This window comes from Sphingomonas trueperi (assembly GCF_040545665.1).
GTDB lineage: Bacteria > Pseudomonadota > Alphaproteobacteria > Sphingomonadales > Sphingomonadaceae > Sphingomonas > Sphingomonas trueperi_B.
Window position 1 is genome coordinate 1,170,050 of the sequence record NZ_JBEPMH010000001.1, and the last position, 21,442, is coordinate 1,191,491.

Annotated in this window: 29 protein-coding genes and 4 tRNA genes; all 33 read left to right on the top strand. The window is 64.8% G+C overall.

The window, feature by feature from the left end; genetic code table 11:
• Nucleotides 1-225 precede the first annotated feature (225 nt).
• The 33 genes from ABIC65_RS05415 to ABIC65_RS05575 all read left to right on the top strand — a co-directional run bounded on the left by ABIC65_RS05415 (nucleotide 226) and on the right by ABIC65_RS05575 (nucleotide 21,416).
• Nucleotides 226-417: a hypothetical protein gene (locus ABIC65_RS05415; protein WP_354307300.1), complete on the top strand. Its 192-nt coding sequence runs from the start codon at nucleotides 226-228 to the stop codon at nucleotides 415-417.
• Nucleotides 414-569 (top strand): hypothetical protein, encoded by a 156-nt coding sequence (locus ABIC65_RS05420; RefSeq protein ID WP_354307301.1) that lies wholly within the window; start codon nucleotides 414-416, stop codon nucleotides 567-569. The genes ABIC65_RS05415 and ABIC65_RS05420 overlap by 4 nt, the downstream gene beginning before the upstream one ends.
• The gene (locus ABIC65_RS05425; protein WP_354307302.1) at nucleotides 569-886 is read left to right on the top strand and encodes a hypothetical protein; all 318 of its coding nucleotides are present in this window, start codon (nucleotides 569-571) and stop codon (nucleotides 884-886) included. Before ABIC65_RS05420 ends, ABIC65_RS05425 begins: the two co-directional genes overlap by 1 nt.
• The gene (locus ABIC65_RS05430; protein WP_354307303.1) at nucleotides 883-1,380 is read left to right on the top strand and encodes an HNH endonuclease; all 498 of its coding nucleotides are present in this window, start codon (nucleotides 883-885) and stop codon (nucleotides 1,378-1,380) included. The genes ABIC65_RS05425 and ABIC65_RS05430 overlap by 4 nt, the downstream gene beginning before the upstream one ends.
• Nucleotides 1,377-1,889, top strand: a complete 513-nt coding sequence (locus tag ABIC65_RS05435) for a terminase small subunit (RefSeq protein WP_354307304.1) — start codon at nucleotides 1,377-1,379, stop codon at nucleotides 1,887-1,889. The genes ABIC65_RS05430 and ABIC65_RS05435 overlap by 4 nt, the downstream gene beginning before the upstream one ends.
• On the top strand, nucleotides 1,886-2,548 hold the full coding sequence (locus tag ABIC65_RS05440; RefSeq protein WP_354307305.1) for a DNA-methyltransferase: 663 nt from the start codon (nucleotides 1,886-1,888) through the stop codon (nucleotides 2,546-2,548). The genes ABIC65_RS05435 and ABIC65_RS05440 overlap by 4 nt, the downstream gene beginning before the upstream one ends.
• A complete protein-coding gene (locus ABIC65_RS05445) occupies nucleotides 2,545-3,882 on the top strand; it encodes a phage terminase large subunit (RefSeq protein ID WP_354307306.1) in 1,338 nt (445 codons plus the stop codon). Before ABIC65_RS05440 ends, ABIC65_RS05445 begins: the two co-directional genes overlap by 4 nt.
• 42 nt (nucleotides 3,883-3,924) lie before the next feature.
• Nucleotides 3,925-5,349: a phage portal protein gene (locus tag ABIC65_RS05450; protein WP_354307307.1), complete on the top strand. Its 1,425-nt coding sequence runs from the start codon at nucleotides 3,925-3,927 to the stop codon at nucleotides 5,347-5,349.
• A gap of 3 nt (nucleotides 5,350-5,352) precedes the next feature.
• The gene (locus ABIC65_RS05455; RefSeq protein WP_354307308.1) at nucleotides 5,353-6,207 is read left to right on the top strand and encodes a phage minor head protein; all 855 of its coding nucleotides are present in this window, start codon (nucleotides 5,353-5,355) and stop codon (nucleotides 6,205-6,207) included.
• A 362-nt stretch (nucleotides 6,208-6,569) separates the two neighbouring features.
• Nucleotides 6,570-6,989 carry a hypothetical protein gene (locus ABIC65_RS05460; protein ID WP_354307309.1) on the top strand — a complete coding sequence of 140 codons (420 nt, stop codon included), beginning with the start codon at nucleotides 6,570-6,572 and terminating at the stop codon, nucleotides 6,987-6,989.
• Between the two features lie 175 nt (nucleotides 6,990-7,164).
• Entirely contained in the window at nucleotides 7,165-7,392 is a 228-nt protein-coding gene (locus ABIC65_RS05465) for a hypothetical protein (RefSeq protein ID WP_354307310.1), read from the top strand.
• A 43-nt stretch (nucleotides 7,393-7,435) separates the two neighbouring features.
• A complete protein-coding gene (locus ABIC65_RS05470) occupies nucleotides 7,436-8,545 on the top strand; it encodes a DUF2213 domain-containing protein (RefSeq protein WP_354307311.1) in 1,110 nt (369 codons plus the stop codon).
• Between the two features lie 12 nt (nucleotides 8,546-8,557).
• Nucleotides 8,558-9,010 (top strand): structural cement protein Gp24, encoded by a 453-nt coding sequence (locus ABIC65_RS05475; RefSeq protein ID WP_354307312.1) that lies wholly within the window; start codon nucleotides 8,558-8,560, stop codon nucleotides 9,008-9,010.
• A gap of 12 nt (nucleotides 9,011-9,022) precedes the next feature.
• Entirely contained in the window at nucleotides 9,023-9,988 is a 966-nt protein-coding gene (locus ABIC65_RS05480; RefSeq protein ID WP_354307313.1) for a DUF2184 domain-containing protein, read from the top strand.
• A 15-nt stretch (nucleotides 9,989-10,003) separates the two neighbouring features.
• The gene (locus tag ABIC65_RS05485) at nucleotides 10,004-10,309 is read left to right on the top strand and encodes a hypothetical protein (protein WP_354307314.1); all 306 of its coding nucleotides are present in this window, start codon (nucleotides 10,004-10,006) and stop codon (nucleotides 10,307-10,309) included.
• Nucleotides 10,310-10,427: 118 nt separating this feature from the next.
• Entirely contained in the window at nucleotides 10,428-10,916 is a 489-nt protein-coding gene (locus ABIC65_RS05490; RefSeq protein ID WP_354307315.1) for a hypothetical protein, read from the top strand.
• A 578-nt stretch (nucleotides 10,917-11,494) separates the two neighbouring features.
• Entirely contained in the window at nucleotides 11,495-11,731 is a 237-nt protein-coding gene (locus ABIC65_RS05495; protein ID WP_354307316.1) for a hypothetical protein, read from the top strand.
• A gap of 42 nt (nucleotides 11,732-11,773) precedes the next feature.
• Nucleotides 11,774-12,163 carry a DUF4054 domain-containing protein gene (locus tag ABIC65_RS05500; RefSeq protein ID WP_354307317.1) on the top strand — a complete coding sequence of 130 codons (390 nt, stop codon included), beginning with the start codon at nucleotides 11,774-11,776 and terminating at the stop codon, nucleotides 12,161-12,163.
• Entirely contained in the window at nucleotides 12,160-12,537 is a 378-nt protein-coding gene (locus tag ABIC65_RS05505; protein WP_354307318.1) for a hypothetical protein, read from the top strand. Before ABIC65_RS05500 ends, ABIC65_RS05505 begins: the two co-directional genes overlap by 4 nt.
• Nucleotides 12,538-12,547: 10 nt before the next feature.
• A complete protein-coding gene (locus ABIC65_RS05510; protein ID WP_354307319.1) occupies nucleotides 12,548-12,952 on the top strand; it encodes an HK97-gp10 family putative phage morphogenesis protein in 405 nt (134 codons plus the stop codon).
• Nucleotides 12,952-13,389, top strand: coding sequence for a DUF3168 domain-containing protein (locus ABIC65_RS05515; RefSeq protein ID WP_354307320.1), 438 nt, complete (start codon nucleotides 12,952-12,954; stop codon nucleotides 13,387-13,389). The genes ABIC65_RS05510 and ABIC65_RS05515 overlap by 1 nt, the downstream gene beginning before the upstream one ends.
• Nucleotides 13,386-13,631, top strand: coding sequence for a hypothetical protein (locus tag ABIC65_RS05520; RefSeq protein ID WP_354307321.1), 246 nt, complete (start codon nucleotides 13,386-13,388; stop codon nucleotides 13,629-13,631). The genes ABIC65_RS05515 and ABIC65_RS05520 overlap by 4 nt, the downstream gene beginning before the upstream one ends.
• Nucleotides 13,628-13,900: a hypothetical protein gene (locus tag ABIC65_RS05525; RefSeq protein ID WP_354307322.1), complete on the top strand. Its 273-nt coding sequence runs from the start codon at nucleotides 13,628-13,630 to the stop codon at nucleotides 13,898-13,900. The genes ABIC65_RS05520 and ABIC65_RS05525 overlap by 4 nt, the downstream gene beginning before the upstream one ends.
• Nucleotides 13,901-13,947: 47 nt before the next feature.
• Complete coding sequence (locus tag ABIC65_RS05530; RefSeq protein ID WP_354307323.1) at nucleotides 13,948-14,391, top strand: hypothetical protein; 444 nt, start codon at nucleotides 13,948-13,950, stop codon at nucleotides 14,389-14,391.
• Nucleotides 14,388-14,885, top strand: a complete 498-nt coding sequence (locus ABIC65_RS05535) for a GTA-gp10 family protein (RefSeq protein ID WP_354307324.1) — start codon at nucleotides 14,388-14,390, stop codon at nucleotides 14,883-14,885. The genes ABIC65_RS05530 and ABIC65_RS05535 overlap by 4 nt, the downstream gene beginning before the upstream one ends.
• 120 nt (nucleotides 14,886-15,005) lie before the next feature.
• A complete protein-coding gene (locus ABIC65_RS05540; protein ID WP_354307325.1) occupies nucleotides 15,006-17,114 on the top strand; it encodes a phage tail length tape measure family protein in 2,109 nt (702 codons plus the stop codon).
• Nucleotides 17,115-17,228: 114 nt separating this feature from the next.
• Nucleotides 17,229-17,303 (top strand) — tRNA-Ile (locus tag ABIC65_RS05545).
• A gap of 1 nt (nucleotide 17,304) precedes the next feature.
• Nucleotides 17,305-17,379, top strand: a tRNA-Phe gene (locus ABIC65_RS05550).
• 1 nt (nucleotide 17,380) lies between these two features.
• Nucleotides 17,381-17,455 (top strand) — tRNA-Gln (locus ABIC65_RS05555).
• 76 nt (nucleotides 17,456-17,531) lie between these two features.
• Nucleotides 17,532-17,607, top strand: a tRNA-Cys gene (locus ABIC65_RS05560).
• A 50-nt stretch (nucleotides 17,608-17,657) separates the two neighbouring features.
• Nucleotides 17,658-18,215: a hypothetical protein gene (locus tag ABIC65_RS05565; protein WP_354307326.1), complete on the top strand. Its 558-nt coding sequence runs from the start codon at nucleotides 17,658-17,660 to the stop codon at nucleotides 18,213-18,215.
• Nucleotides 18,212-18,589, top strand: coding sequence for a DUF6950 family protein (locus ABIC65_RS05570; protein ID WP_354307327.1), 378 nt, complete (start codon nucleotides 18,212-18,214; stop codon nucleotides 18,587-18,589). Before ABIC65_RS05565 ends, ABIC65_RS05570 begins: the two co-directional genes overlap by 4 nt.
• A complete protein-coding gene (locus tag ABIC65_RS05575) occupies nucleotides 18,582-21,416 on the top strand; it encodes a hypothetical protein (protein WP_354307328.1) in 2,835 nt (944 codons plus the stop codon). The genes ABIC65_RS05570 and ABIC65_RS05575 overlap by 8 nt, the downstream gene beginning before the upstream one ends.
• Nucleotides 21,417-21,442 lie beyond the last annotated feature (26 nt).

Here is a 21,442-nt window from a genome sequence, read left to right on the forward strand (position 1 = left end):
CCACAGGGGTGTCCACGCATTTTCCACACCCCGGCGTGGACACCATTTTTCGCAGTTTTCTGCGGCCTCCACCCCTCTATCTACACTGTCTACACCTTATGTATGTAAATATTATATAGAGTGGAGGGAGGGGGTATATACCCCAGTTTCAAGCCGCGATCCGTTTCAAGATGTGGGTGTAGACACCCCAAGCGTGGACACCCCCTGTCTCGGGGGGCTCCACTGATGCCCGCGAACCCCGGCTATCCCCCTCCATATGAGCTGGTCGATATCGTCTACCAGGGCGGCTGGATCGTCCGCGGTATTGAGCCGACCAAGCGACGGTGGACGCGAAACGACCCCCGCTTCCCCAACCCCAACCCCTTCGACATCGCCCGCTACCAACCAGCCGGCGCGCACACAGGAGCAGGAGCATGATGATTGCCCGGACCGTGTTCTGTTTCGAACTGGCCATGATCGCGATCAATTCGGCGTCAGGCGACGTGCCGCACACGGTTCAGTCATGCGTGGTTGCCGCGCTGATCGTCGTGAACAGCATGATCGCGGACGCCTTGCAGGATCGTCTGTGATGGCAACCCGCAAACCTGACACCGGCTGCATCCGCCCCTACCGCCCCGCCCCGCCGGATTTCGTGGAGGTCTACCTGCGCCTTGGCCAGGACCGCGCCATCGAGGAGCACTTCCGGACCAACTGGCGGTGCATCACGCGCTGGATCGAGGAATGCGGGGGTGACGAACTCCGCGCTCGTCGTGCTTCGATCACCGGGGCGAAGTTGAAGCCGCATCGTCGTGCCGGACACGCACGGCGGTATGTGCTCGGGCTGCGGTTGGGTAAGATCCCCGCGCCGTCGTTTTTTGATGCTGAACTGATGGAGGATGGACGGTGAGCGTCATCGCGAAACAGCAGCGGTTCGTTGAGCTGGTGGGTATCCATGCCAAAGGACGGGTATCCCCAGTCGATGAGGACGTGTGGTTCTGGGCTCGGAACTTCACATGGTTCGTCAGTGCGAATGGCTATGTGAGCACCCGTAGCGGCGGTCGGACAATGACCCTGCACAGGATCATCATGGGCAATCCGCAAAGTCTCGATGTCGATCATATCAGCGGCGATCGGCTCGATAACCGGCGCGCTAACCTGCGTTCGGTAACCCGGCAGCAGAACATGCAGAACATGGGGCCCAGGCCAAATGCCAGGTCTCGTTTCAAAGGTGTCGGGTTCCACAAAAAGGCAGGGCGTTGGAATGCCCGCATCACGGCCGCCGGACGGAACCTGCACCTTGGCCTGTTCGACACTGAGGAGGCGGCAGCGCGCGCATACGACGCAGCGGCTGCCAAGCACTTCGGTATCCACGCCCGTCTTAACTTCGGGAGCGCAGCATGAGCCTCACTCCAAAGCAAGAGCGCTTTGTCCAAGAATATTTGATCGACCTGAACGCGACGCAGGCGGCCATTCGGGCTGGGTATAGCGCTCAGACGGCCCATGCGATTGGGCACGAGAACCTTAGCAAACCTGAAGTTATCGATGCGATCGGCGCGGCCAAGGCGGAGCGTTCGGAACGCACTCGTATCGATGCGGCCTGGGTGCTGACCCGCCTCGCCGATGAAGCGGAAGCAGACCTGTCCGATCTGTACGACGAGGCGGGCGCGCTGAAGCCGGTTAAGGATTGGCCGATCATCTGGCGCAAGGGTCTGGTCGCCGGGATCAAGGCCGTGGAGGAGCGCGACGAGCGCGGCAATGTCGTCGGCATGGTCCGCGAGGTGAAGCTGTCCGATCGCGTCAAGCGCCTGGAGTTGATCGGCAAGCACATCGACGTGCAGGCGTTCAAGGAGAAGGTCGAACACACCGGCGGCATCGCGGTGACCGTCTCCAGCGAGGATGCGGGGCTGTGAGCCGGGTGGAGAAAATCGGCCGCGCCACGCTGTATCTCGGCGATTGCCGGGACATCCTACCCACGCTGCAGAAGGTGGACGCGGTTGTTACTGATCCTCCGTATGGAATTTCCCATTCCAGCAATTACGGAGCTTCGTGGGCTGGCACACAAATCGCGTGTGATCAGGACACGTCAGTCCGTGATGCAGTGGCAGAATGGGCGAAGGATTTACCGCGCGTGTTCTTCGGCACGTGGAAGACGCCGCCTGTGCAGAACGCTAGGGCCTGTGTTGTCTGGAGCAAAGGCCCTGCTTTTGGCATGGGGGATCTGTCACTCCCATGGAAGCCGTCGTTTGAGTTGGCCTACATTTGCGGAGATGGCTGGACTGGACGCCGGGGTGAAGGTGTTCTGACGGGACCGGTAGTAGTTTCGTGGGAAAGCGCGGGGCGATGCCACCCCCACCAAAAGCCCGATTGGCTTATGGCGCACTTCATCGAGCGCCTGCCTGAAGCCAAGACGGTCCTCGATCCCTTTATGGGCAGCGGAACCACCGGCGTCGCGGCGGTCCGGATGGGCCGCGACTTCATCGGCATTGAGCGCGAACCGAAGTATTTCGACATCGCGTGCAAGCGGATCGAAGATGCCCAGCGCCAAGGCGATTTGTTTCAGGCAGCATGACCACCCCCGCCACCCTAACCCCCCGCCAACGCGAGGCCAACCGCCTTCTCGCCAGCCCAGCCCGCAACATCATGCTCCGCGGCGGCTCGCGCTCGGGCAAGACGTTCCTTCTGTGCCGCGCGATCGTGCAGCGGGCCATCAACGCGCCCTCCAGCCGACACGCAATCTTCCGCTTCCGGTTCAACCACGCCAAGACCAGCATCTGGGCCGACACGCTGCCGAAGGTGCTGAAACTGTGCTTCCCGACGCTGCGGGTGCGCTGGGACAAGACGGATTTCTACCTCGAACTGCCAAACGGCTCGCAAATCTGGATCGCTGGCCTCGACGACAAGGAGCGGGTGGAGAAGATCCTCGGCGCCGAGTATGTGACGCTGTACTTCAACGAGAGCAGCCAAATCCCGTGGGGCTCCATCGAAATGGCGATGTCCCGCCTAGCGCAGAAGTGCGAGCTGGCCTCGGAGATCGCAGCGGCAACCGGCCGCACGCACCTGGCGCTCAAGGCCTACTTCGACTGCAACCCGCCGTCCAAACTGCACTGGAGCTACCAACTGTTCCGCGCCAAGCTGAAGCCGGGCACCAAGGAGGCGGTGCCGAACCCCGACGACTACGCCGAGATGAAGATCAACCCGTCGGACAACTCGGACAACCTGCCGGCGGAGTATTTCGAGGTGCTCGCCAGCATGTCGGCGGCCAAGCGGCTGCGCTTCGAAGCGGGGGAATGGGCAAGCGAGGTCAACGGGGCGCTGTGGGCGCTTGAGGACCGCAAAAGCGAGATTGGTGACATAATCCCAGGCATAGACACGTTTCGGCGCTCCAACCCACCTGAAATGCGCCGTGTGGTGGTCGCTGTCGATCCCTCGGGCACCAAGGGAGACGGGAACGGCGACGACGTAGGCATTGTCGCGGTTGGCCTGGGCACGGATGGGCGCGGCTACGTGCTGGAGGACGCCACCTGCAACCTTTCCCCCGATGGCTGGGCGCGACGCGTGATCGAGGTCAAGGATCGGTGGAAGGCTGACCGCATCGTCGCAGAGCGCAACTTCGGCGGGGCGATGGTCAAGGCGATCATCATGGCGGCTGACCGCAACGCGCCGTTCAAGGAGGTGGTGGCGAGCCGCGGCAAGGCGATCCGCGCGGAACCGATCGCCGCCCTGTACGAGCAGGGCAAGGTCAGCCACGTGGGCGTGTTCGCGGACCTGGAGGACCAGATGTGCAACTTCACGCCCTCCGGGTTCGTCGGCGAAGGATCGCCTGACAGGGCGGATGCGCTAGTGTGGGGGCTCAGCGAGATCATGCTGACTGGCGGCACCTACAGCCTCTCCGCCCTAACCTGACGGCGGTAACTCCCCTACCCCACCACCGCATACGCTCAACCCATGTGGATCACCGACAGCCTCAGCGCCGCCATCAGCAGCGTTCGCTCCAGGTGGGGACGCGATGCCAGCCCTGCTACGCAGGCATTCGGCTCGCAGTTGGCGATCGGCGCATACCTCACCTCCGGATTGCTCAAGAAAGTCATCGCCATCCCGGCAGCCGACCGCACGTCCAAGTGGCGCGATTGGCAGGCTGAGGCTGATGATATCGAGCTGATCGAGAAGGAGGAGAAGCGCCTCAGCCTGCGCGCCAAGGTGAAGCAAGCTGAGATCCTCCGCGGCATTGGCGGTGGTGCGCTTGTCCTGATCGCTGAAGCCGGCGGCAATCATAACCAGCCGCTCAACGCAGCCCAGATTCGCCAAGGCGGCCTAGTCGCCGTCAACGTGCTGTCTCGCTGGCAGTTGTCGGTAGCGGAGTGGGACAAGGATTTCGCCAGCCCCACTTTCGGGGAGCCGCTCATGTGGCGCGTGAACAGCGGAACGGCCAACGCGCAGGATATCCACCCGTCGCGTGTCATCGCTTTCCGTGGCGACCCACTGTCGGGCCTCCAAGCACTGGCGGACGATCAGGCATATTGGGGCGACTGCCGGCTCGACCGCGTGTGGCGGGAGGTGCAGAACGCCGACAATACCCAGGCATGGTTCGCCGCCTTGGTGAGGAAGGCCAAGCTGCTGCGGTTCGGTATCCCTGGCTTGTCCGAGCAGCTGGCAGCGCCGGGAGGCCAAGAGCGTATTGCCGCGCGCGTTGCGACTATCGCTGAGGGGGAGAACATCCTCAACGCGACGGTCTACGAGGCTGCCGCGGGCACCGATCGCCCAGGTGAAGCAGTCACCGACTACCAGGTGACATGGGCGGGCATCCCGGCGGTCATGGACGCATTCGACCAGCGCGTCGCCGCAGTCGCAGACATCCCGTTCACCCGGCTGATGGGCCGCTCGCCTGCCGGCATGAACGCGACCGGGCAGCATGACACGGACAACTGGTGGGCTGCTGTGTCCGATGGGCAGGAGAACGAACTGCGGCCCTGCATGGAGCAGTTGGATCCGTTCTTGCTGGCATCTGCCGGCGTCACAGCTACCGACGTCACGTGGAAATGGGCTGACCTGTCGACGCCTACCGAGGCCGAGACTGCGGCCACATTCAAGACTGAGATGGAGGCCGTCACCCTGCTGCAGGCGACCAATGCCATCCCGCAGGAAGCCTTCAACAAGGGGGTGCAAAACCTCATGAGCGAGCGGGAATATATGCCCGGGCTTGATGGGGCTTTGGCCGAGCTGCCCGAGGACGAGCGGTTCGGCATCATCGGCACCATGGACCCGAGCTTGGGCGACCCGAGCGCCCTTGACCCGCAACAGCAGCAAGGAGGTGATCCAGCATCTGGGCGTGCCGGCGGGACTGGTGGAAGCGGCCCCGCCGCGCGTTCCTAAACCGTGAAGTACGATCTGGCGGAGATGGCGGCGAGAGCCCAGCCGAACCGCCGCAAGCGCGTGGTGGTCTTCCGCGACACCCCGCCCCCCGCAATGCTGGCGCAATCCCTGTTCGCGCGGGTCTACAAGCCCATGCTGGAGCGGTGGAACGCGGCGATCCCCGGCATCATGGCGGAGTACGAGCGCACCCTCTCCGGGCTGACCGGAGACAGCGCCGACGACCTGCAGGCGCGGCTTGATGCTGCGTCGTCGGAGATTGAGCGGCTGTTTATCTTGCTGGATGCGTCGATCCGCGATTGGGCGCTGCAGACCGAGACCTGGCAGCGTGGGGCATGGCGTGGGGCTGTGCTGTCCGCGACGGGCGTGGATCTGCAGACGCTGATCGGGCAGGCTGACGTGCGCGAGACGCTGCAGTCCTACATCAATTGGAACGTGCAGCTGGTCCGCAATGTCAGTGCCGAGGCTGCTCAACGGATCGGCAACGCGGTGTTTGCCGGGCTCCAGAACCGCACGTCTGCCCGCGAGGTCGCCAAGCAGATCCAGGAGGGCATGGCGATGTCGCGGAGGCGCTCGCTGCTGATCGCCTCGGATCAGCTCAGCAAGGTTTCCTCAGCGCTCGCGGATGAGCGTCGCCGCGATGCAGGCCTGTCGGTGTGGAAGTGGCGGCACAGCATGAAGCTGCATCCGCGGTCAACGCATCTGGCGCGCAATGGGCACCTCTACGCCGATGATCCTGCTATGGTTGGGCGCGATGTTGACGGGGTTACTGTGGAGACGCCGCCTGAAGCGTCCGACCTTCCGGGGAGGCCGCCCTACTGCGGCTGCCGATCGCAGTCGGTGTTGATCTTCGACGATTGACAAGAGATGTTCGTTGTGGAAGCATGCCTCCATCAAATACGTGTTTCATGCCGGTGGAGGCTGTCATGTAGACTTGATCGGAAGCAGGCCTATCCTGCACACTTTACATCAAAAGGGCTCCCCGTAAGATTGTGGGAGCCCTTTTTGTTTGGTGCGCACTCGCGGTGGTGGTATGGTGCGCGGGCTGCGGCAACCATCAAAAACGCGGGCTGGCGGTCGTCGGGACTGTAGGCTTTGCGGGCAAGATGCCTTTTGGGAACCTCCCCGATCCCGAACCGGAGCGGTTGCCGCAGCAACGGCCCGACGACCGCGCCAACGGGCGCCGGGCCTGACCACAACCGCCTCGGCATAGGAAAGCGATCATGGCTGGCATCAACGTTACCGTGCAATGGACCGAAGGGAAAGTCGACTCGTTCGGGGTACGGCCTATGACCCCGCTGGAGCGCGCAAAAGCGGCAGTTAAGGGGGCGCTCGAAAAGACCGGGACGCCATACGCCGACTACGGCGAGGACTGGGAGCAGGACGATTTCGAGTTGATCGCCCGTGCCGCGATCGAGGCGATCCGGGAGCCGAGCGAGGGGATGGTAGAAGCAGGGGCTGGCGTTATCCCTTGTGCGCAAGGTGCAGAGCAAGGTCCGGAGAACACCCAAGGCGCGCGAGACTGCCACCGCGCTATGATCGGTGCGCTGCTGGAGGAGGGCGGGAAGTCTTGCGATCACGTCTTCCGGCAGGATGCGGTCATCTGCTCGAAGTGCGGCATCGCTCGGGAGGGCAAGCAATGAGCGACAGCATAATCCAAATCGCGCGCGAGATGGAGCCAGGAGATATCGTATATCAACGGGCCGTTGCGCAGGGTAAGGTAGCATTACGCAAGCGTTGGCTATCCGAGATAGCTGACGTGCCCGGAGAATTCCGCGTCCGTTATGCTGGCCAAGGCGTTCGAATGGAGCGCGTCGCATGATCCCCTGGCGCCGGATCGCGGAGCTACCCGACGCGCTCAAGGATGGGCGGGAGGTGTTGGTTTGGGATGGATGGCCATACGTGGCTAGCTTTGAGGCTGACTTCTGGCGCATCCACGATTGGATACCACTAGCCGGCCCAACTCACTTCGCTGAGATCGACCGCCCTCCTGAGGACGCGGCGACAATTACGCTGAGCAGCGACATACCCGACCTCTCCGTCTGACGGCGGTAACACCCATCCGGGACGACGAATACCGTCCCGGCTCATGTTCTATGACCGCGCACAGATCGCCGGCAGCGCCCGCATCACCAAGGACGGCTACTTCGTGGCCGATGCCCTGGTGGCGCGCGCGAACAACATTCAGGACTATCTTGCAGGCGAGTTGGGCCTAGCCGACCGCGATCCGCGCGACGTGGTGCGTGTGTTCCGTCCCGCTGACGAGGTGTTCCACAAGGATGCGCTTGCCAGCCTGGCGCATCGCCCCGTCACGCTCGACCATCCCTCTGTTCCTGTGCAGGCTTCCAACTGGAAGTCGTTCGCAGTCGGTGATGTCGGTGACGAAATCATGCGGGACGGCGAGTTCGTCCGCGTCCCTATCAAGATCATGGACTCCGGCGCGATCGACAGCATCAAGTCGGATCGGCGCGAGTTCTCGCTCGGCTACACTGCCGAGATGGTGGCCCAGGCAGGCGTTCATGACGGCCAGTCCTACGACTTCGTAGCCAAGAATTTCCGTTACAACCACTTGGCGGCCGTGTCGCGCGCTCGCGGCGGCCAGGAACTTCGCATTGTAGACGAGCGCCCCCAGGAGAAGCCCAAGATGAAGATCACGATTGGCGACGCCAAGGACGTTGACCTGAGCGACGGCGCGGCTGTTGCCCTCGCGGTCGGCGCTCTCAACACCTCGCTCGCGGATGCACAGACCAAGGTGGGCGCGCTCACCGCGGACCTGTCCACCGCGCAGACTGCCCTCCAGACCAAGGACGGCGAGATCACGGCACTGAAGCAGCAGCTGGAAGACGCCAAGGTCACCCCGGAGAAGCTGCAGCAGATGGCCGATGCCCGCGCTGACGTGATCGGCAAGGCTAAGGCGCTGGATCCGAAGGTCGTGACGGACGGCAAGACGGACGCCGAGATCCGCAAGGCTGCGGTCCTGGCCAAGCTCGGCGACAAGGCCGCCAACATGACCGATGCGGCAATCGAGGGCGCGTTCGCTGCCCTGACTGCGGACGCCAAGCCTGCGCAGCAGGGCGTGACGCCGATCCCGGCGCCCGTCGTCGCCAACGATCATCAGGCCGCATTCGAGGACGCCCACAACAAGCGCCTCGCTCGCTACGCCACCGCCTACAAGAACACGCCGGCAGTGGCGTCGTAAGGGAGAAGACACATGGCAGTCGTCCAGAACAGCTTTCCCACCACGCCGGCCCTCGGTTACCCGGGCATGGTCGCGAACGGTGAGACCAGCAACCGCCTGACCCGCACCATCGAGGACGCGGCGGGCATCGCATTCGGCAAGGCGGCTTTCCGCGGCGTCGGCGACCACGGCATCACCGCTACCCCGGCGGCCGGCACCTTCATGGGTATCAGCATTGCCACGCACGGCCTCGCGGCCTCGCTCACCGGCACGGCGGACACCTATGGCCAGTATGCGTCGGTCCCTCTCCTCAATGAGGGCGAGATCTGGGTTACGGCAGGTTCGAACACCACCGATGGCGCTGCGGTCTATGTGACCAGCGCAGGCGTGTTCACGGCCACCTCGACCAGCAACACCGCCATTCCCGCCGTCTTCGACGACACCGTCAGCTCGGGCGCGCTCGTGCGTCTGCGCGTCGCTCGCTAAGGAGAGCCTCAGATGAATTTCGTTTTCGACCAGGCCACCTTCGCAAGTGATGCTCAGCAGCAGCTCGCTTTCCTGGTGCCGCAGCTCTATCGCATCAACACCGAGATCGAGCAGAACCTGTACCCCGAGTACAACTATGCCGACTTCATGTTCGTGGACACCACGGGCACGGTCTACGATGCGGGATCGGTGTTCTACAGCGGCGACATCGCCGGCAAGGCCGAGTTCCTCTCGGGCGCCGGGTTCGATATGCCGTTCGCGGACATCTCGCGCTCGCAGTTCCTGCAGGCCAACCACTTGGCTGGTATCGGCTACGAATACAGCTGGCAGGAACTCGGCCGCGCCGCGCAGCTGGGCCAAAACCTGACCACCGACAAGGCAGACGCCGCGCGCCGTGTCGCCGAGAGCTTCATCTACGGCATCGCGATCCGCGGCTCGTCCGAGAAGAACTTCGGCGGCTTCATCAATGACAGCAACGTGCCCACCGCCAACGTCACGGCGGACGGCACCGGCTCCTCGCCGCTGTGGGCGAACAAGACCGGCGACCAGATCCTGCGCGATCTGAACTCGGCGCTCAACGCTCCGCGCACGGCGACCGCCTATACCTACATCGCCAACACGCTGGTCCTGCCGGAGTCGGCGATGGACTATCTGTCCTCGACCCCGCGCACCTCGACCTCGGACGCGACGCTGCTCGCCTATTTCCGCGAGAACAACAGCTACACCCAGCGCACCGGCCAGCCGCTCCGCATCCTGGGCTCGCGCGAACTTGAGACCGCAGGCACCGGCAGCACCCGCCGCCTGGTCGCCTATGCGAACCTCCCCGGCGTCGTGCGCTTCCACCTGCCCGGTGGCGGTCACCAGTTCCTGCCGGTCCACCAGAAGGGCTGGGGCACCTGGGAAACGCCGGGCGTGATGAACGTCGGTGGCACCGAGATCCGTCGCCCCTCGGCGATGGTCTATCGCGACGGCTTCTGATTGGAGGGCATGACCATGACGAAGATCAAGAACACCACCGCCGGTCCGAAGGGTGTTTGGGCTAACACCCCGAACGGCCTTTCGCTCGTGATGATCCAGCCCGGTGCCGAGGATGACCTCGACATGCCGGAGGCTGAGCTGGAGTCGGCGCGCGGCACCGGTAATTTCGAGGTCGACGGCGAGGGCGACAAGCCTATTGCGCTGTCGGGCAAGGACAAGGCCGAGCTGCTCGAGATCGCCGAAGCCGAGGGTGTCGAGATCGAGGACGGCGCGACCGTCGCAGACATCAAGGCGGCGATCGAGCTTCACCGCGAAGCCTGATCACCACCACGAAACACGGGGAGGGGCTGGGCAGCGATGTCCGGCCCCTTTCCGTTGACGGCGGTAACATCCGACATCGTGCGCAGTCATTTTCCGCCCGTTCTGCAGGAGGTTAAGCGTGGTCGATCAGACAGCAGGCGGCGTTCCGGTCTATCGTGACAGCACGGGCATTGTGAGGGAAACGCTCGATCCCGGCGCGAATGCTGCAGCAATGCTGCCTGGTGCCGACTTCACCCCCGCCCAAGCCGCAATGGCCCGCCTCCCCCTGCCTTTCCGCAACATCATCCGGGATCCTTTCATTCCCGCGATCGGCCAGCAGGCGAGGACCACCGCCTATCCGCAGTCGATGATCGACGCCATCCAGGCGAAAGGCTGCTCGTCCTTCCGCATCATCAACCCGAACAGCTGCGCGGTGCGGTTCCGTGGGGCTTCTGGTCCCGACGACCTGATCAAGGACGGCGAGGGCCGCATCCTGGGCCCATGGCAGACCGAGGTGTTCAGCACGCAGAACCCGACGCACCTGAGCGTGATGCCGGTTGCTCGGCCTGGACTGCCAGTGCCGACCGATCTGGCGCCTGTCGAACTGAACTATGGGATCGGCGGCTGATGGCACTCCGATCTCCAGCCTCTGGCGGCGGCATCGCAGGCGCGACCGGTCCCGCCGGGCCCAAAGGTGACACTGGAGCTGCTGGCCCTGTAGGCCCCCAAGGCCCCAAGGGTGATCCTGGGGCAACGGGCCCCCAAGGCACAGCCGGTCCAAAGGGCGATACCGGTCCCGCAGGTGCAACGGGGGCCAAGGGGGATACCGGGGCAACTGGCGCGACCGGTCCTCAAGGCGCGAAGGGAGACACTGGTGCCACCGGTACGCAAGGCCCGATTGGCCTAACCGGGGCCACGGGTGCCCAGGGTCTCAAGGGCGATACGGGAGCGACCGGGCCACAGGGTCCTATCGGGCTTACTGGTGCCACGGGCGCAACCGGCGCTACTGGCCCGCAGGGACCGAAAGGCGATACAGGCGCCACTGGCGCAACCGGCCCGGCAGGCAGCAACGCCACAGCCACTCCCCTCGGGACTGCCACCCCCAAGGCGCTCGGCACGGCGGCGGCGGGCTCTTCCACCAACGCCGCGCACGAAGACCACGTCCACCCCGCAACCGGCACCCTGCAGTTCATCGGCAACGTGACGGTGAGCCGCACGCTCCTGCTCGCCCTTAGCAGCGGCATGCAGCGCGAATATGTGGCGTTGACCGGCGTCGTTCCCGCCGATCGCCTTATGTTCGCCGCCATCGCCGCATGCTCCGCCGGCTGCGCCCCGATCAACGTCTACCCCGATACGAACCGGGTTCTATTCGAATACAATACCCCCGCCCTAGGCATCGGTGCGGTGGTGAACCTGCAGATCGCGGTCTATCGGGTGCTGTGACGGCGGTAATGCAGCCCGTCCCACAGGCATAGCGTCGCCCCCATGGCCTATGTCCAGCCCGATGCCGCCGCGCTGAAGTTGCGCTTCCCCGCCTTCGCGGCAGTCGACGACACCGTGGTCAACTACTGGCTCGACGATGCCCGCCTGACTGTCACCGACACCTGGATCGAGGCCGACCGCGCTCCGGCTGAGATGGAGCTTGCCGCCCACAACATGACCATCACCGGCGTGGGCGCGGCTACTGGCCCGGCTGCGGCGCTGGCGTCGCTCGGCGTCACCGACTTCAAGAGCGGGTCCATGTCCGCCTCCTTCGACGCCACCGCCATCCGGGAGAGCAATTCCGGCGCCTATGGCTCGACCAAGTACGGCGCCATGTTCCTGCGCCGGCTGTATCGCAACTTCGGTGGGCCGTTCCTGGCGGGCTGCGCGTGACTGACATCGCCGCAGCCTTCGCGCAGATCATGGTCGCGGCATCGGGTGCGCTTGGGGCTGGGTACTGGCCTGCCGTTGCGCGCTGGCCCGGCACTCCGGTCATGGAGAACGGGTCCATCGTCACTCCGGGAACGCCGATCGCGCTGGACTGCATGGCCCAGGTCGATGCGGCCACCGAGGCGATGCGCGGCGAGGCCAGCTACACCGATGGCGACGTGCGGATCCTAGTGCTTGCCGATACGCTGGCGGGCACCCTCGACACCGCCGCGCGGATAGAGATCACCGAGGGGCCGCACGTCGGCACGTTCATGATCGCCACCTGCCAGCGCGATCCGGCCGCGATCTACTGGGACTGCCGAGGCCGACGTGCCTAAGATCGCAGGGGTGGCGAACTTCTCAGCCAAGCTGAAGCGCATCACCAGCCCGGAGGCCAAGCGCCAGGTCGGCGCGGCTCTGTTCGCGGCCGGCGAGGAGATCGAGGTCGCCGCGGCGCTGTCGATCACAAACGGCGCCGTGTCGGGCAAGGGGCACGTGCCCAGCGCCCCGGGCGAGCCGCCGAACGCCGACACCCATGTCCTCGACCGCTCCATCGAAACCAACCAGGTCGCCCCCTTGCGCGTGGAGGTATCCGCGAATGCACCATATGCCGTCCATCTGGAGTTCGGCACGAGCAAGATGGCTCCCCGTCCGTTCATGGCGCCCGCACTGGCAGCCAAGCGCGATGATGCGGCGAAACTGGTCGCACGCGCGGTCTCGCACATTTCCAAGGGCGGGAAGGTGACCGGCTGATGGCGATCGACAGCACCCTCCCCGCGCGTCGGGCGATCATGGCGGCGATGAAGTCTGATGCGGCCTTGACCGCGATCGTGCCCGCTGCCCAGCAGTACCCTATGACCGCGACAAACCCGGTGTGGCCGTTCACCCTCTACGGCTCGCCGACGCCCGTGCCGATCCGTGCGACTTGTCTGGATGGTTCGGAGATCACGGTAGCTATCCACGGGTTCGCCAAGCCGCGCTATGTCGGCGGCGCGATGGTGGAAACTGCCGAGGATCACGCCGGCCGCATCGGTGCCGCGATCGCCCGCGCGCTGGACGGGCAGAACCTGGAGATCCCCCAAGGCCGCGCCAAGGTGCGCTGGACCGGGTCGCAGCTGCTCGTCGACGGCGCGGAGGCTGACGCTTTCCATTGCGTCGTGAACCTGCGCGTGCGATGTGTGACGGGATGAAATCGGTTTCCCTTGGCGCCTGTGCAGCGGCTCTGGTGTTGCTGTCTGGCTGTGGACCTAGCGCTGGTGAGCTTGCCGAGCGCGAATACCGCGTCGTCGACCAGCCGGGCAGCACGATGCAGGACAAGTGCCAAGCCGCGCGCAAAGTAGCGGCGGCATATCTCGGAACCGACGAGGCGAAGTACCGCAACTGGCAGATGAAGGCCGACCTCGACTGCCTGAACGCCCGCGTGGGCATGTGAGAGACGACATTGACGCCGAACTGCTGCGCGAGCTGGTCTACGCGCTGATCCGGAGGGGTGTCATTGACGACGCGACGCTTGACGAGTTGCGAGCGGGCTTCGAACGCAAGGCCCGGCATTTTCAAGGCTCCACGCGCCGGCATCGCTACGAACTGCTCGCCCATCGTGCCGCTCTACTGCCGATCGAGGCCGCCGCGGAAGACGAGGCCCAACACGCGGCATCCCAGCGCCGCGCTCGTATCCGCGCCGTCCCTGACGGCGGTAACTAGGCCCCTCACCCCCGCATAGCGTGACCGCGACTTAGCTGGAGCACGCAATGAGCTATCCCACTGAAATCGACTTTGCGGTCGTCAAGATTGGCGATGGCGCATCGCCGGAGACCTTCCCTGTCGTCTGTGGCATCCAGAACGCTGCGGTCAACCAGACCGTGCAGACCAGCGATCAGCAGAAGATCGATTGCGCCAAGCCCGGCAAGAAGCCTACCCGCACCGTTCGCGTTACCGGCTCACAGTGGGACGTGACTGGCTCCGGTGTCACCAGCGTCGAGCAGTTCCCGGCGCTGCAGGCAGCTCTCGGCAAGCGGCGCAATATCCAGATCGTCGCCCTCCGCGACGACGGCACCGATGAAGGCGAGGAGCTGGGCACGTTCGAGGGTCAGGGCGTCCTCACCGCGCTCAACATCAACATGCAGCGTGATTCCGGCACGATGGAAGTTACCATCGCCGGTGAGAACGACCTCACCTGGACCCCGGCCGCGTGACGGTTCAGACCGCGCTCGAGCTTGAGTTCGGCGACGGATCCTATCTGTTCGATCTGAAGCTGCCCCAGCTGGCCGAGCTCCAGCGGTTGCGCGAGGCTGGCATCTTCAAGATCTACGGGCGGGTGCTGCGGGGGCGGTATTTCCTTGGCGGCGAGCCTGTCGCGGTGGCCGAGGATGGCGAGGCGTTCGCCGAGGACCTCTATGAGACGATCCGGCTCGGCCTGATCGGCGGCGGGCGCGGGCTGGTGAACGGCCAGGAGATCACCGTCTCAGCCCTGCGCGCCAAGCAGCTCGTGGAGACCTATTGCCACCCGGCTCCCCTGCGCGAATGCTGGACGATCGCCGCGGCAATCCTCGGCGCGCGCGTGGAGGGCTATGAGAGCCCAAAAGTCGGGCCCGCCAAGGGGCGGGCAACCGGAAAGCGATCGAGGAAGTCGACTTCGCCGAAGTCATCGCGAACTGCGCCATCCTCGGATGCGACTGGCGCGAACTGACGTGGTGGGAATATCAGGTACGGCTCGTCAAGCATAACGAGGCGGCCGAGGGCGGAACCGGCTCGTCTGGCGGTGTGTCGGACCCGCAACGGCTGCTCAGAATGATGGCGGTGCATTGATATGGCGGTTCAAGCAGACAGCGTCGTCGTCGCCCTCATCGGCGATACCGGGAACCTCGACGCAGCGGTCAACGGCGCCGAGCGTAACTTCACGCGCGCCATGTCCAGCATCGAGCGGTCGGCGTCGTCTGCCGAGAAACAGATCGTGCAGTCGTCGCAGGCATCGGCCTACGCGGCGCGTAACCTCGGCTTCCAGATCGCCGATATCGGTACCCAGTTGTCCGGCGGGCAATCGCCGTTCCTGATCATCGCACAGCAGGGCCCGCAGGTTTCGCAGGCGCTGCAGGAGATCAGCGCATCTGGGGCCGGCCTCGGCCAGGTGCTCCGGACGGTGGCGCTGCCTGGCTTCCTGTCGATCCTCGGCATCCTTGGGCCGTTCGTCGCCCAGCTGCTCGCTGGAGCCAATGCCGCCGGCACTAAAGCCGACGCAATGAAGCAGTTGACAAGCGCCATCAACGACATGGTGAAGTCGACGGATGCTGCAATTGCCAGCGGCTCGCGCGAAATCTCCGTCAACCAGAGCGCGGCTAATGCGCTGCTGGGGCGTGCCCAGGCCACCCGGGAACTGACGAAGGCGCAGATCCAGCAGCAGATTTCAGCAGTATCAGCGGCACGGTTGACCGAGGGGCAAGGCGGCGGAAGCATTCCCGGAGCAGTTATCCCTGGACGCGGCGCTGCATCGCAGGAAGCGACGCTTGCCGCGCTGCGTCGGCAGCTGTCAGAGGCGGAAGCCGGCGAGGCACGCGCACAGCTTGCTGTCCGTAATGCCAACGCCAAAGCCATCCAGCAGCGCGTCGCAGAGCGTGCGGATCCGCGCTTGGCTGCGCAGGGCCGCTATGACCGCTCGCTCGACAATCTGAACAACCTGCGCACGGCTGGGTTGGTCGGCGACAAGCAGTATGAGCAGCAGCTCACGCAGATCACCGAGGCGCGCGACCGGGATATCAAGGCGATCGGTGATCAGGCGAAGGCTGAGCGCAGCCGCATCTCCGCTGGCAAGAAGGCCGCGCGGGAAGCTGAGGCCGAGCGCAAGAAGGAAATCCGCGACCTCGACCAGCTGCGCAACCAGCTGAACAGCGTCGAACGCCAGTATGATCCGACGGCCGCGGCTTCTCGTGAGTTCGCCGCTGACCTGGCGACGATCGGCCGGGCTATGGAGCGCGGTATCATCACGCCGGCCCGCGCCGCCGAACTCCGCGTCAAGGCGCTCGAGGCCCGCATGCAGGCATGGCTCGGTACGGTCCAGGGCACCGAGGACACGCTAGGCACCGGCCAGATCTTCGGCAACACCGCCGATCGCATCGACGAGGAAACGAAACGCCGCACCGAGCGCTCGAACCAAGCCCGTGCGCGCGCCGAGGAGAAATACCAGCGCGAGCAGCAGCGCAAGGCCGAGGAGAACATCCGCGACCTCGCCGACATCTACGAGACGCTTTTTAGTGGCGGAACGGCGAGCTTCTGGGACGACTTCAAGCGGCAGGGGCTTCGTGCGCTGGCCGTAATCGCCGCGCAGAAGACGCTCGCGCTGCTGACAGGCGTAAGCACGCCGCTCGGCGACACTCGCGGCCTGGGGTACTTCGGTGGGGCCATCGCTGGTGCGCTCGGAGGAAAGGGCGACTTCGCGTCCGGCGTGGGCCGCGGCGACGTGCTGGGTCTCGGTAGCATCTTTGGCGGAAATGGCCTTGTGGCCGGCGATGATACGCTCGGGAAAATCCTCGCGGGCCGCGACCCGTTCAAGAAGGTCGGTGGTGGAATCCTCGGCAGCTTGTTCGGCGGGCTGTTCGGCCGCGCGTCCGGCGGCTACGTCGCGCCTGGCCAGACCGTGCGGGTGAACGAGCACCGCGGCGGTGTCGAGTTGCTTCGCATGGGATCCCAGGGGGGCAGCATCATTCCGCTGGGACGAACGGATGCGGCGCGTCCGCAGATGGCAGCGCCGGTGATCAGCGCCCCGCAGTTCAACATGAAGGGCGCTGTCGTCACGCGAGAGCTGTTCGCCGAGATGCAGCGGATTTCCCAGCAGAGCGCGGCGCAAGCTTCGGCGGCAATGGGCAAGCAGGTGCTGCAGGCAGTGCCGGGGCGCGTGTCTCAGTTCCAGAACGACGGCACTTGACGGCGGTGTAACTTCGTGCCAGCTAGTCACTATGAACCGGATACGCTCCCTCCAGCAAATGTGTCGATTTACCAGCCAACGCTGGTGAAGCTGTCATTTGGCTTCACTGCGCGATGCAGTGTAGCTCAGAGGTAGAGCAAGGCGCTCATAACGCTTAGGCCGCTGGTTCAATTCCAGCCACTGCAACCACGCCGAAGTAGCTCAGTTGGTAGAGCGGCCGGTTGAAACCCGGTGGTCAGCGGTTCAATCCCGTTCTTCGGCACCATTGCCCGATCGTCTAGCAGGCAGGACACGCGGTTTTGGTCCGCGCAACCTAGGTTCGAACCCTAGTCGGGCATCCACATCAGCGAGCGCGTGGGCGCGGCACGGACTCCAAACCCGATGTCAGCAGGTTCGACTCCTGCCGCTGGTGCCAGAGCCGCCGTGGCAGAGTGGTCATCGCCGCGGATTGCAAACCCGACGCATGCCGGTTCGATTCCGGCCGGCGGCTCCAAGCACCTGACGGCGGTAATTGCCTGATGGCGGTAGCGATACCCCCGGCATGTGGCCAGCTACCGGGAAAGCTATGTCGTCTACGTGGCGTGCGACCCGCCGGCCGTTTTCTGGCTCGGGCATGGACGCCTGCCGCTCGCTGCCGATGCGGTGATCCCCTCCCCTGTCGTCGCGCTCGGCGCGGGGCGTATCATCAACATCCCCGATTTCCAGGAACTGATCAACGGTACCGCCGAGCGCCTGCAGCTGGGATTCTCCGGCGTGTCGGATGAAACCGTTCGTCTCGCGCTCGGTGAGGCATCCGAGGTGCGCGGTGCGCCCGTATGGCTGGGCCTGATCTCGTTCGATGCCAATTGGCAGCAGGATGGCCCCGTCGAGTGGCAGCAGATGTTCACCCTGCGCGAGATGTCCGTCAGCCGGCAGAACCAGGCGGGCGCCGCCGAGCAGACGATCAACATCACCGTGGCCAGCGGCGAGACGGCCCGCTCCAAGGCGCCGAACAACTTCTTCACGGATGCCGACCAGCGGCGGAAATACCCGACAGACGCCATCTTCTCTCATGTCGCGGGCATCTCGCAGGGCACCTCGCGCCGCTGGGGGCCGCGGTGAACCTCGCTGACTTCCTCCACGACGCGCCCGCCGATCGCTCGGCCTGGAACTGCTCCACCTTCCCGGCGGACTGGTGCATCGCGCTCGGCCATCCCGACTATGCCGTTGACTGGCGGCATATCGTCGACATGCCGGAATGCGAGGCAGCCGCATCCGGCGGGCTTGTTCCGCTGTGGGATCGCGGCATCGGAGACGCGCTGCCTGTCGCCACGGCGCCGTACCAGGCTGGGGACATCGCCGTTCTCGCGCGCGCAGGGCTCGAGGCGGGTGCCGTCTACACCGGCGATATGTGGGCTCTGCGCCGCCCGGGTGGCCTCGCCTTCATCACCCTTCCCGATAGCGCCGTGCTGAAGGCTTGGAGGCCGCATGTCTAAGACCCTGGGCTCCATCATCACCCTGGCGGGCGCCGTAGTCGTCAACGTCGTGCCTGGGCTCGGGCAGCTGGCCAGTGCAGCCATCCTGATCGGATCTGCAGTTGCCGGCTCCATCATCGCCGGCCTAGACCGCGGGCCAAAGCCAGAGACGCAGTCGAGCTCCATCAAGCAGCCGCGCCCGCCGCGCGTTTCGGCATACGGCGTTTCCAAGCTCGCCATGGCCTATGTGCTCTACGAGACTGGCACAAATGGCTATGCGGTCGATGTCGGCGCGGTCCACGACGGCAAGATGGACGGGGTGGTCCAGTTCTATCTCGGCGACACCAAGGTGACTGTATCGGGCAACTACGTGCAGCGCGGTGCCGATGGTCGCTACAACAACGACAACATCCGCCTCCTGTACACGGACGGCAGCGCCCCCGGCACTTGGTTCAGCGATGTCGGCGCGATCGTGCCCGACTGGACCAGCAACCACCGCGGCGACGGCGTGGTGATGCTGGCGGCCATCTACAAGAACGTGAAGCAGCAGGACTATCTCAAATATTATCCGAACGGCGCCGAGCCCGCTTCCATGGCTGCTCGGTGGCAGCGGTGCCCAGATCTCTATGCTGCTGACCCGCTGAATGAGGCGGCGTGGACCTGGACGGAGAACCCGATCCGGCAGCTGGCGCATTATGAGCTCGTCCGTGTCTGCCCGCGGCCTACCGTGCCGGCCAACGATCCTGGTTATGCGGCCCAGCTGTCCGCTCTCCGCCTGGCGTACTGGAATGCCAAGATCGCCCCGACGCTGGCCTATTGGCGTGCCGCGCAGTCGGTGTGTGACGAGCCCGTGCCGCTGAAGAGCGGGGGCTCCGAAGCGCGCTACCGCTCTTGGACCGCCCATAGCCACACCGATCCGCACAAGCAGGTCCGCGGCGCGCTGCTGGCCACATGCGACGGCTGGATGGCGCCACGGGCTGATGGGGCATTGGTCGTCTATGCCGGCAAGGTCTACACGCCCACAGTCACCATCGGCCCCGAGCATATCGCCGGGTTCGAGTGGAACGGTGTTGGCATCGACGACGACAAGGCTATCAACGAGTTCGTCTGCAGCTACATGTCGGCGGTGCATGACTATGCCAGCGTGGAGACGGACGCCTGGACCGACGAGGACGACATCGCCGAGCGTGGGCAGTTGCTGTCAACGACGCTCGACCTGCCAGTCCCATCGCATGGCCAGATCCGGCGCCTCGCCAAGCGGGAGATGGCCCGCCGCAACGCCGTCTATCGGGGCACGATCACGACGAACGTTGCCGGCCGCATCGTCCGAGGGCATCGTTTCATCAACCTGCGGCTGGCGGTAGCCGGGCGAACCTATTTTGACGGTATCGCTGAGATCACCGGCCTGACCCGCAACATCCAGAGCGGCGGCCTGACATTCACCTGGCTCGGTACGTCCACCGCTGTCGATAGCTGGAACCCGGCGACCGAGGAAGGCAATCCAGCCGCTACCGGTGATCGAGTGACGGGCGAGCCGCTCGAAACGCCTACTATCACCAGCGCGGTTGCGGCCTATGATACCGTCTCGGACAATGGCAGCGGCGTGCGCGTGACGATCACAGCGGCCGGGCTGAACCGTGAGGACGTGACCTGGTACGCGCGCTGGCGGAAGGTGGGGGATAGCGCGTGGTCGACGGATAGCTATCCCGACATTGATGCGGGCTCGTCGGTCACGCTGCTGACCGGTTTCGTGCCGACGAATAGCGCTGTCGAGGTTGAGGTAGCATATGGCACCGGCGACGGGCGCATTTCTGCATGGTCGTCAGCCGTAACCGCCAGCACGGCAACCGATGCGACCCCGCCGGATAATCCTGTCGGTATCACGCTGGTCAACTGGTCCGACTCGCTGGACCTGTCGACGGCGCCGATCCCGCGCGCGGCATCCTATCGCTGGCGGTTCTATGCCGCGGATGGCACCACGCTCGTCCGCACGATCAACACGTCCATCCCCAGCGTGTCATATACGGCTGGCCAGGCAGAGCTTGACGGCACGCGCCGGCAGTATGTCGTCAAGGTCGCTGGCGTGAATGCCGCTGGCGCCAGCGCAACAGAGGCATCAACTTCGGTGCTGACCAATGCAGCGCCATCAACGGTGACGATCGGCTCCGCCACCGGAGGTGCCTACAACGCCGAGGTGCCATTCACGCTGCTGACGGAAAGCGATGTCGCTGGCTATGCCCTCTATTACGCGACCACCAGCGGGTTTGACCCGCTCACGCAGGGCGCGTTCGTCTATAACAACGGCGCCTCTCCGGTGTACCTGCAGGGACTGGCGGCAGGGACGTTCTATGCCAAGATTGCAGCATTTGACGCATGGACGCGGCGGCCGGACCTCCTGAACTTCTCGGGAGAGACGTCCTTCACGATCACGACCGGCGGCGGCGGCACGGGCGGCGGCGGCGGCGCTGGTGGCGGCGGCTATTGCGTGACGACGGACACCTGCCTGTTGCTGGCAGATGGCACTACCAAGGAAGCCGGTGAGGTCCGGGTCGGCGACATGCTTTGGACCCAGCACGAGACGACATTCGAATGGGGTGCGTTCCCCGTCGAAGCGATCGAACTCGTCGAGGATGACGTGTTCGCGGCGGACATCGGTGAGCGCCGCACCCGCGCGACGGCAGGGCATCTGATGCTGATCAACGGCTCCTGGATACGCATGGATGCTATCGGCATACCGGCTGGCCGCGCGATGGTGGCCAAGATCACGGTGACAGACGCGCACACCTATGTCGCGAACGGTGTCCTGCACCACAACATCAAGGGAACTCCGCCGGACGATCCACCCTGACGGCGGTAACTTCCACGGAGGCGCGG

Bases quoted from the DNA above. Each gene is read 5' to 3' on its own strand.
- ABIC65_RS05415 (WP_354307300.1), top strand. From the start codon at position 226: ATGCCCGCGAACCCCGGCTATCCCCCTCCATATGAGCTGGTCGATATC.
- ABIC65_RS05420 (WP_354307301.1), top strand. From the start codon at position 414: ATGATGATTGCCCGGACCGTGTTCTGTTTCGAACTGGCCATGATCGCG.
- ABIC65_RS05425 (WP_354307302.1), top strand. From the start codon at position 569: ATGGCAACCCGCAAACCTGACACCGGCTGCATCCGCCCCTACCGCCCC.
- ABIC65_RS05435 (WP_354307304.1), top strand. From the start codon at position 1,377: ATGAGCCTCACTCCAAAGCAAGAGCGCTTTGTCCAAGAATATTTGATC.
- ABIC65_RS05445 (WP_354307306.1), top strand. From the start codon at position 2,545: ATGACCACCCCCGCCACCCTAACCCCCCGCCAACGCGAGGCCAACCGC.
- ABIC65_RS05450 (WP_354307307.1), top strand. From the start codon at position 3,925: ATGTGGATCACCGACAGCCTCAGCGCCGCCATCAGCAGCGTTCGCTCC.
- ABIC65_RS05460 (WP_354307309.1), top strand. From the start codon at position 6,570: ATGGCTGGCATCAACGTTACCGTGCAATGGACCGAAGGGAAAGTCGAC.
- ABIC65_RS05465 (WP_354307310.1), top strand. From the start codon at position 7,165: ATGATCCCCTGGCGCCGGATCGCGGAGCTACCCGACGCGCTCAAGGAT.
- ABIC65_RS05470 (WP_354307311.1), top strand. From the start codon at position 7,436: ATGTTCTATGACCGCGCACAGATCGCCGGCAGCGCCCGCATCACCAAG.
- ABIC65_RS05475 (WP_354307312.1), top strand. From the start codon at position 8,558: ATGGCAGTCGTCCAGAACAGCTTTCCCACCACGCCGGCCCTCGGTTAC.
- ABIC65_RS05480 (WP_354307313.1), top strand. From the start codon at position 9,023: ATGAATTTCGTTTTCGACCAGGCCACCTTCGCAAGTGATGCTCAGCAG.
- ABIC65_RS05485 (WP_354307314.1), top strand. From the start codon at position 10,004: ATGACGAAGATCAAGAACACCACCGCCGGTCCGAAGGGTGTTTGGGCT.
- ABIC65_RS05500 (WP_354307317.1), top strand. From the start codon at position 11,774: ATGGCCTATGTCCAGCCCGATGCCGCCGCGCTGAAGTTGCGCTTCCCC.
- ABIC65_RS05515 (WP_354307320.1), top strand. From the start codon at position 12,952: ATGGCGATCGACAGCACCCTCCCCGCGCGTCGGGCGATCATGGCGGCG.
- ABIC65_RS05520 (WP_354307321.1), top strand. From the start codon at position 13,386: ATGAAATCGGTTTCCCTTGGCGCCTGTGCAGCGGCTCTGGTGTTGCTG.
- ABIC65_RS05530 (WP_354307323.1), top strand. From the start codon at position 13,948: ATGAGCTATCCCACTGAAATCGACTTTGCGGTCGTCAAGATTGGCGAT.
- ABIC65_RS05540 (WP_354307325.1), top strand. From the start codon at position 15,006: ATGGCGGTTCAAGCAGACAGCGTCGTCGTCGCCCTCATCGGCGATACC.
- ABIC65_RS05575 (WP_354307328.1), top strand. From the start codon at position 18,582: ATGTCTAAGACCCTGGGCTCCATCATCACCCTGGCGGGCGCCGTAGTC.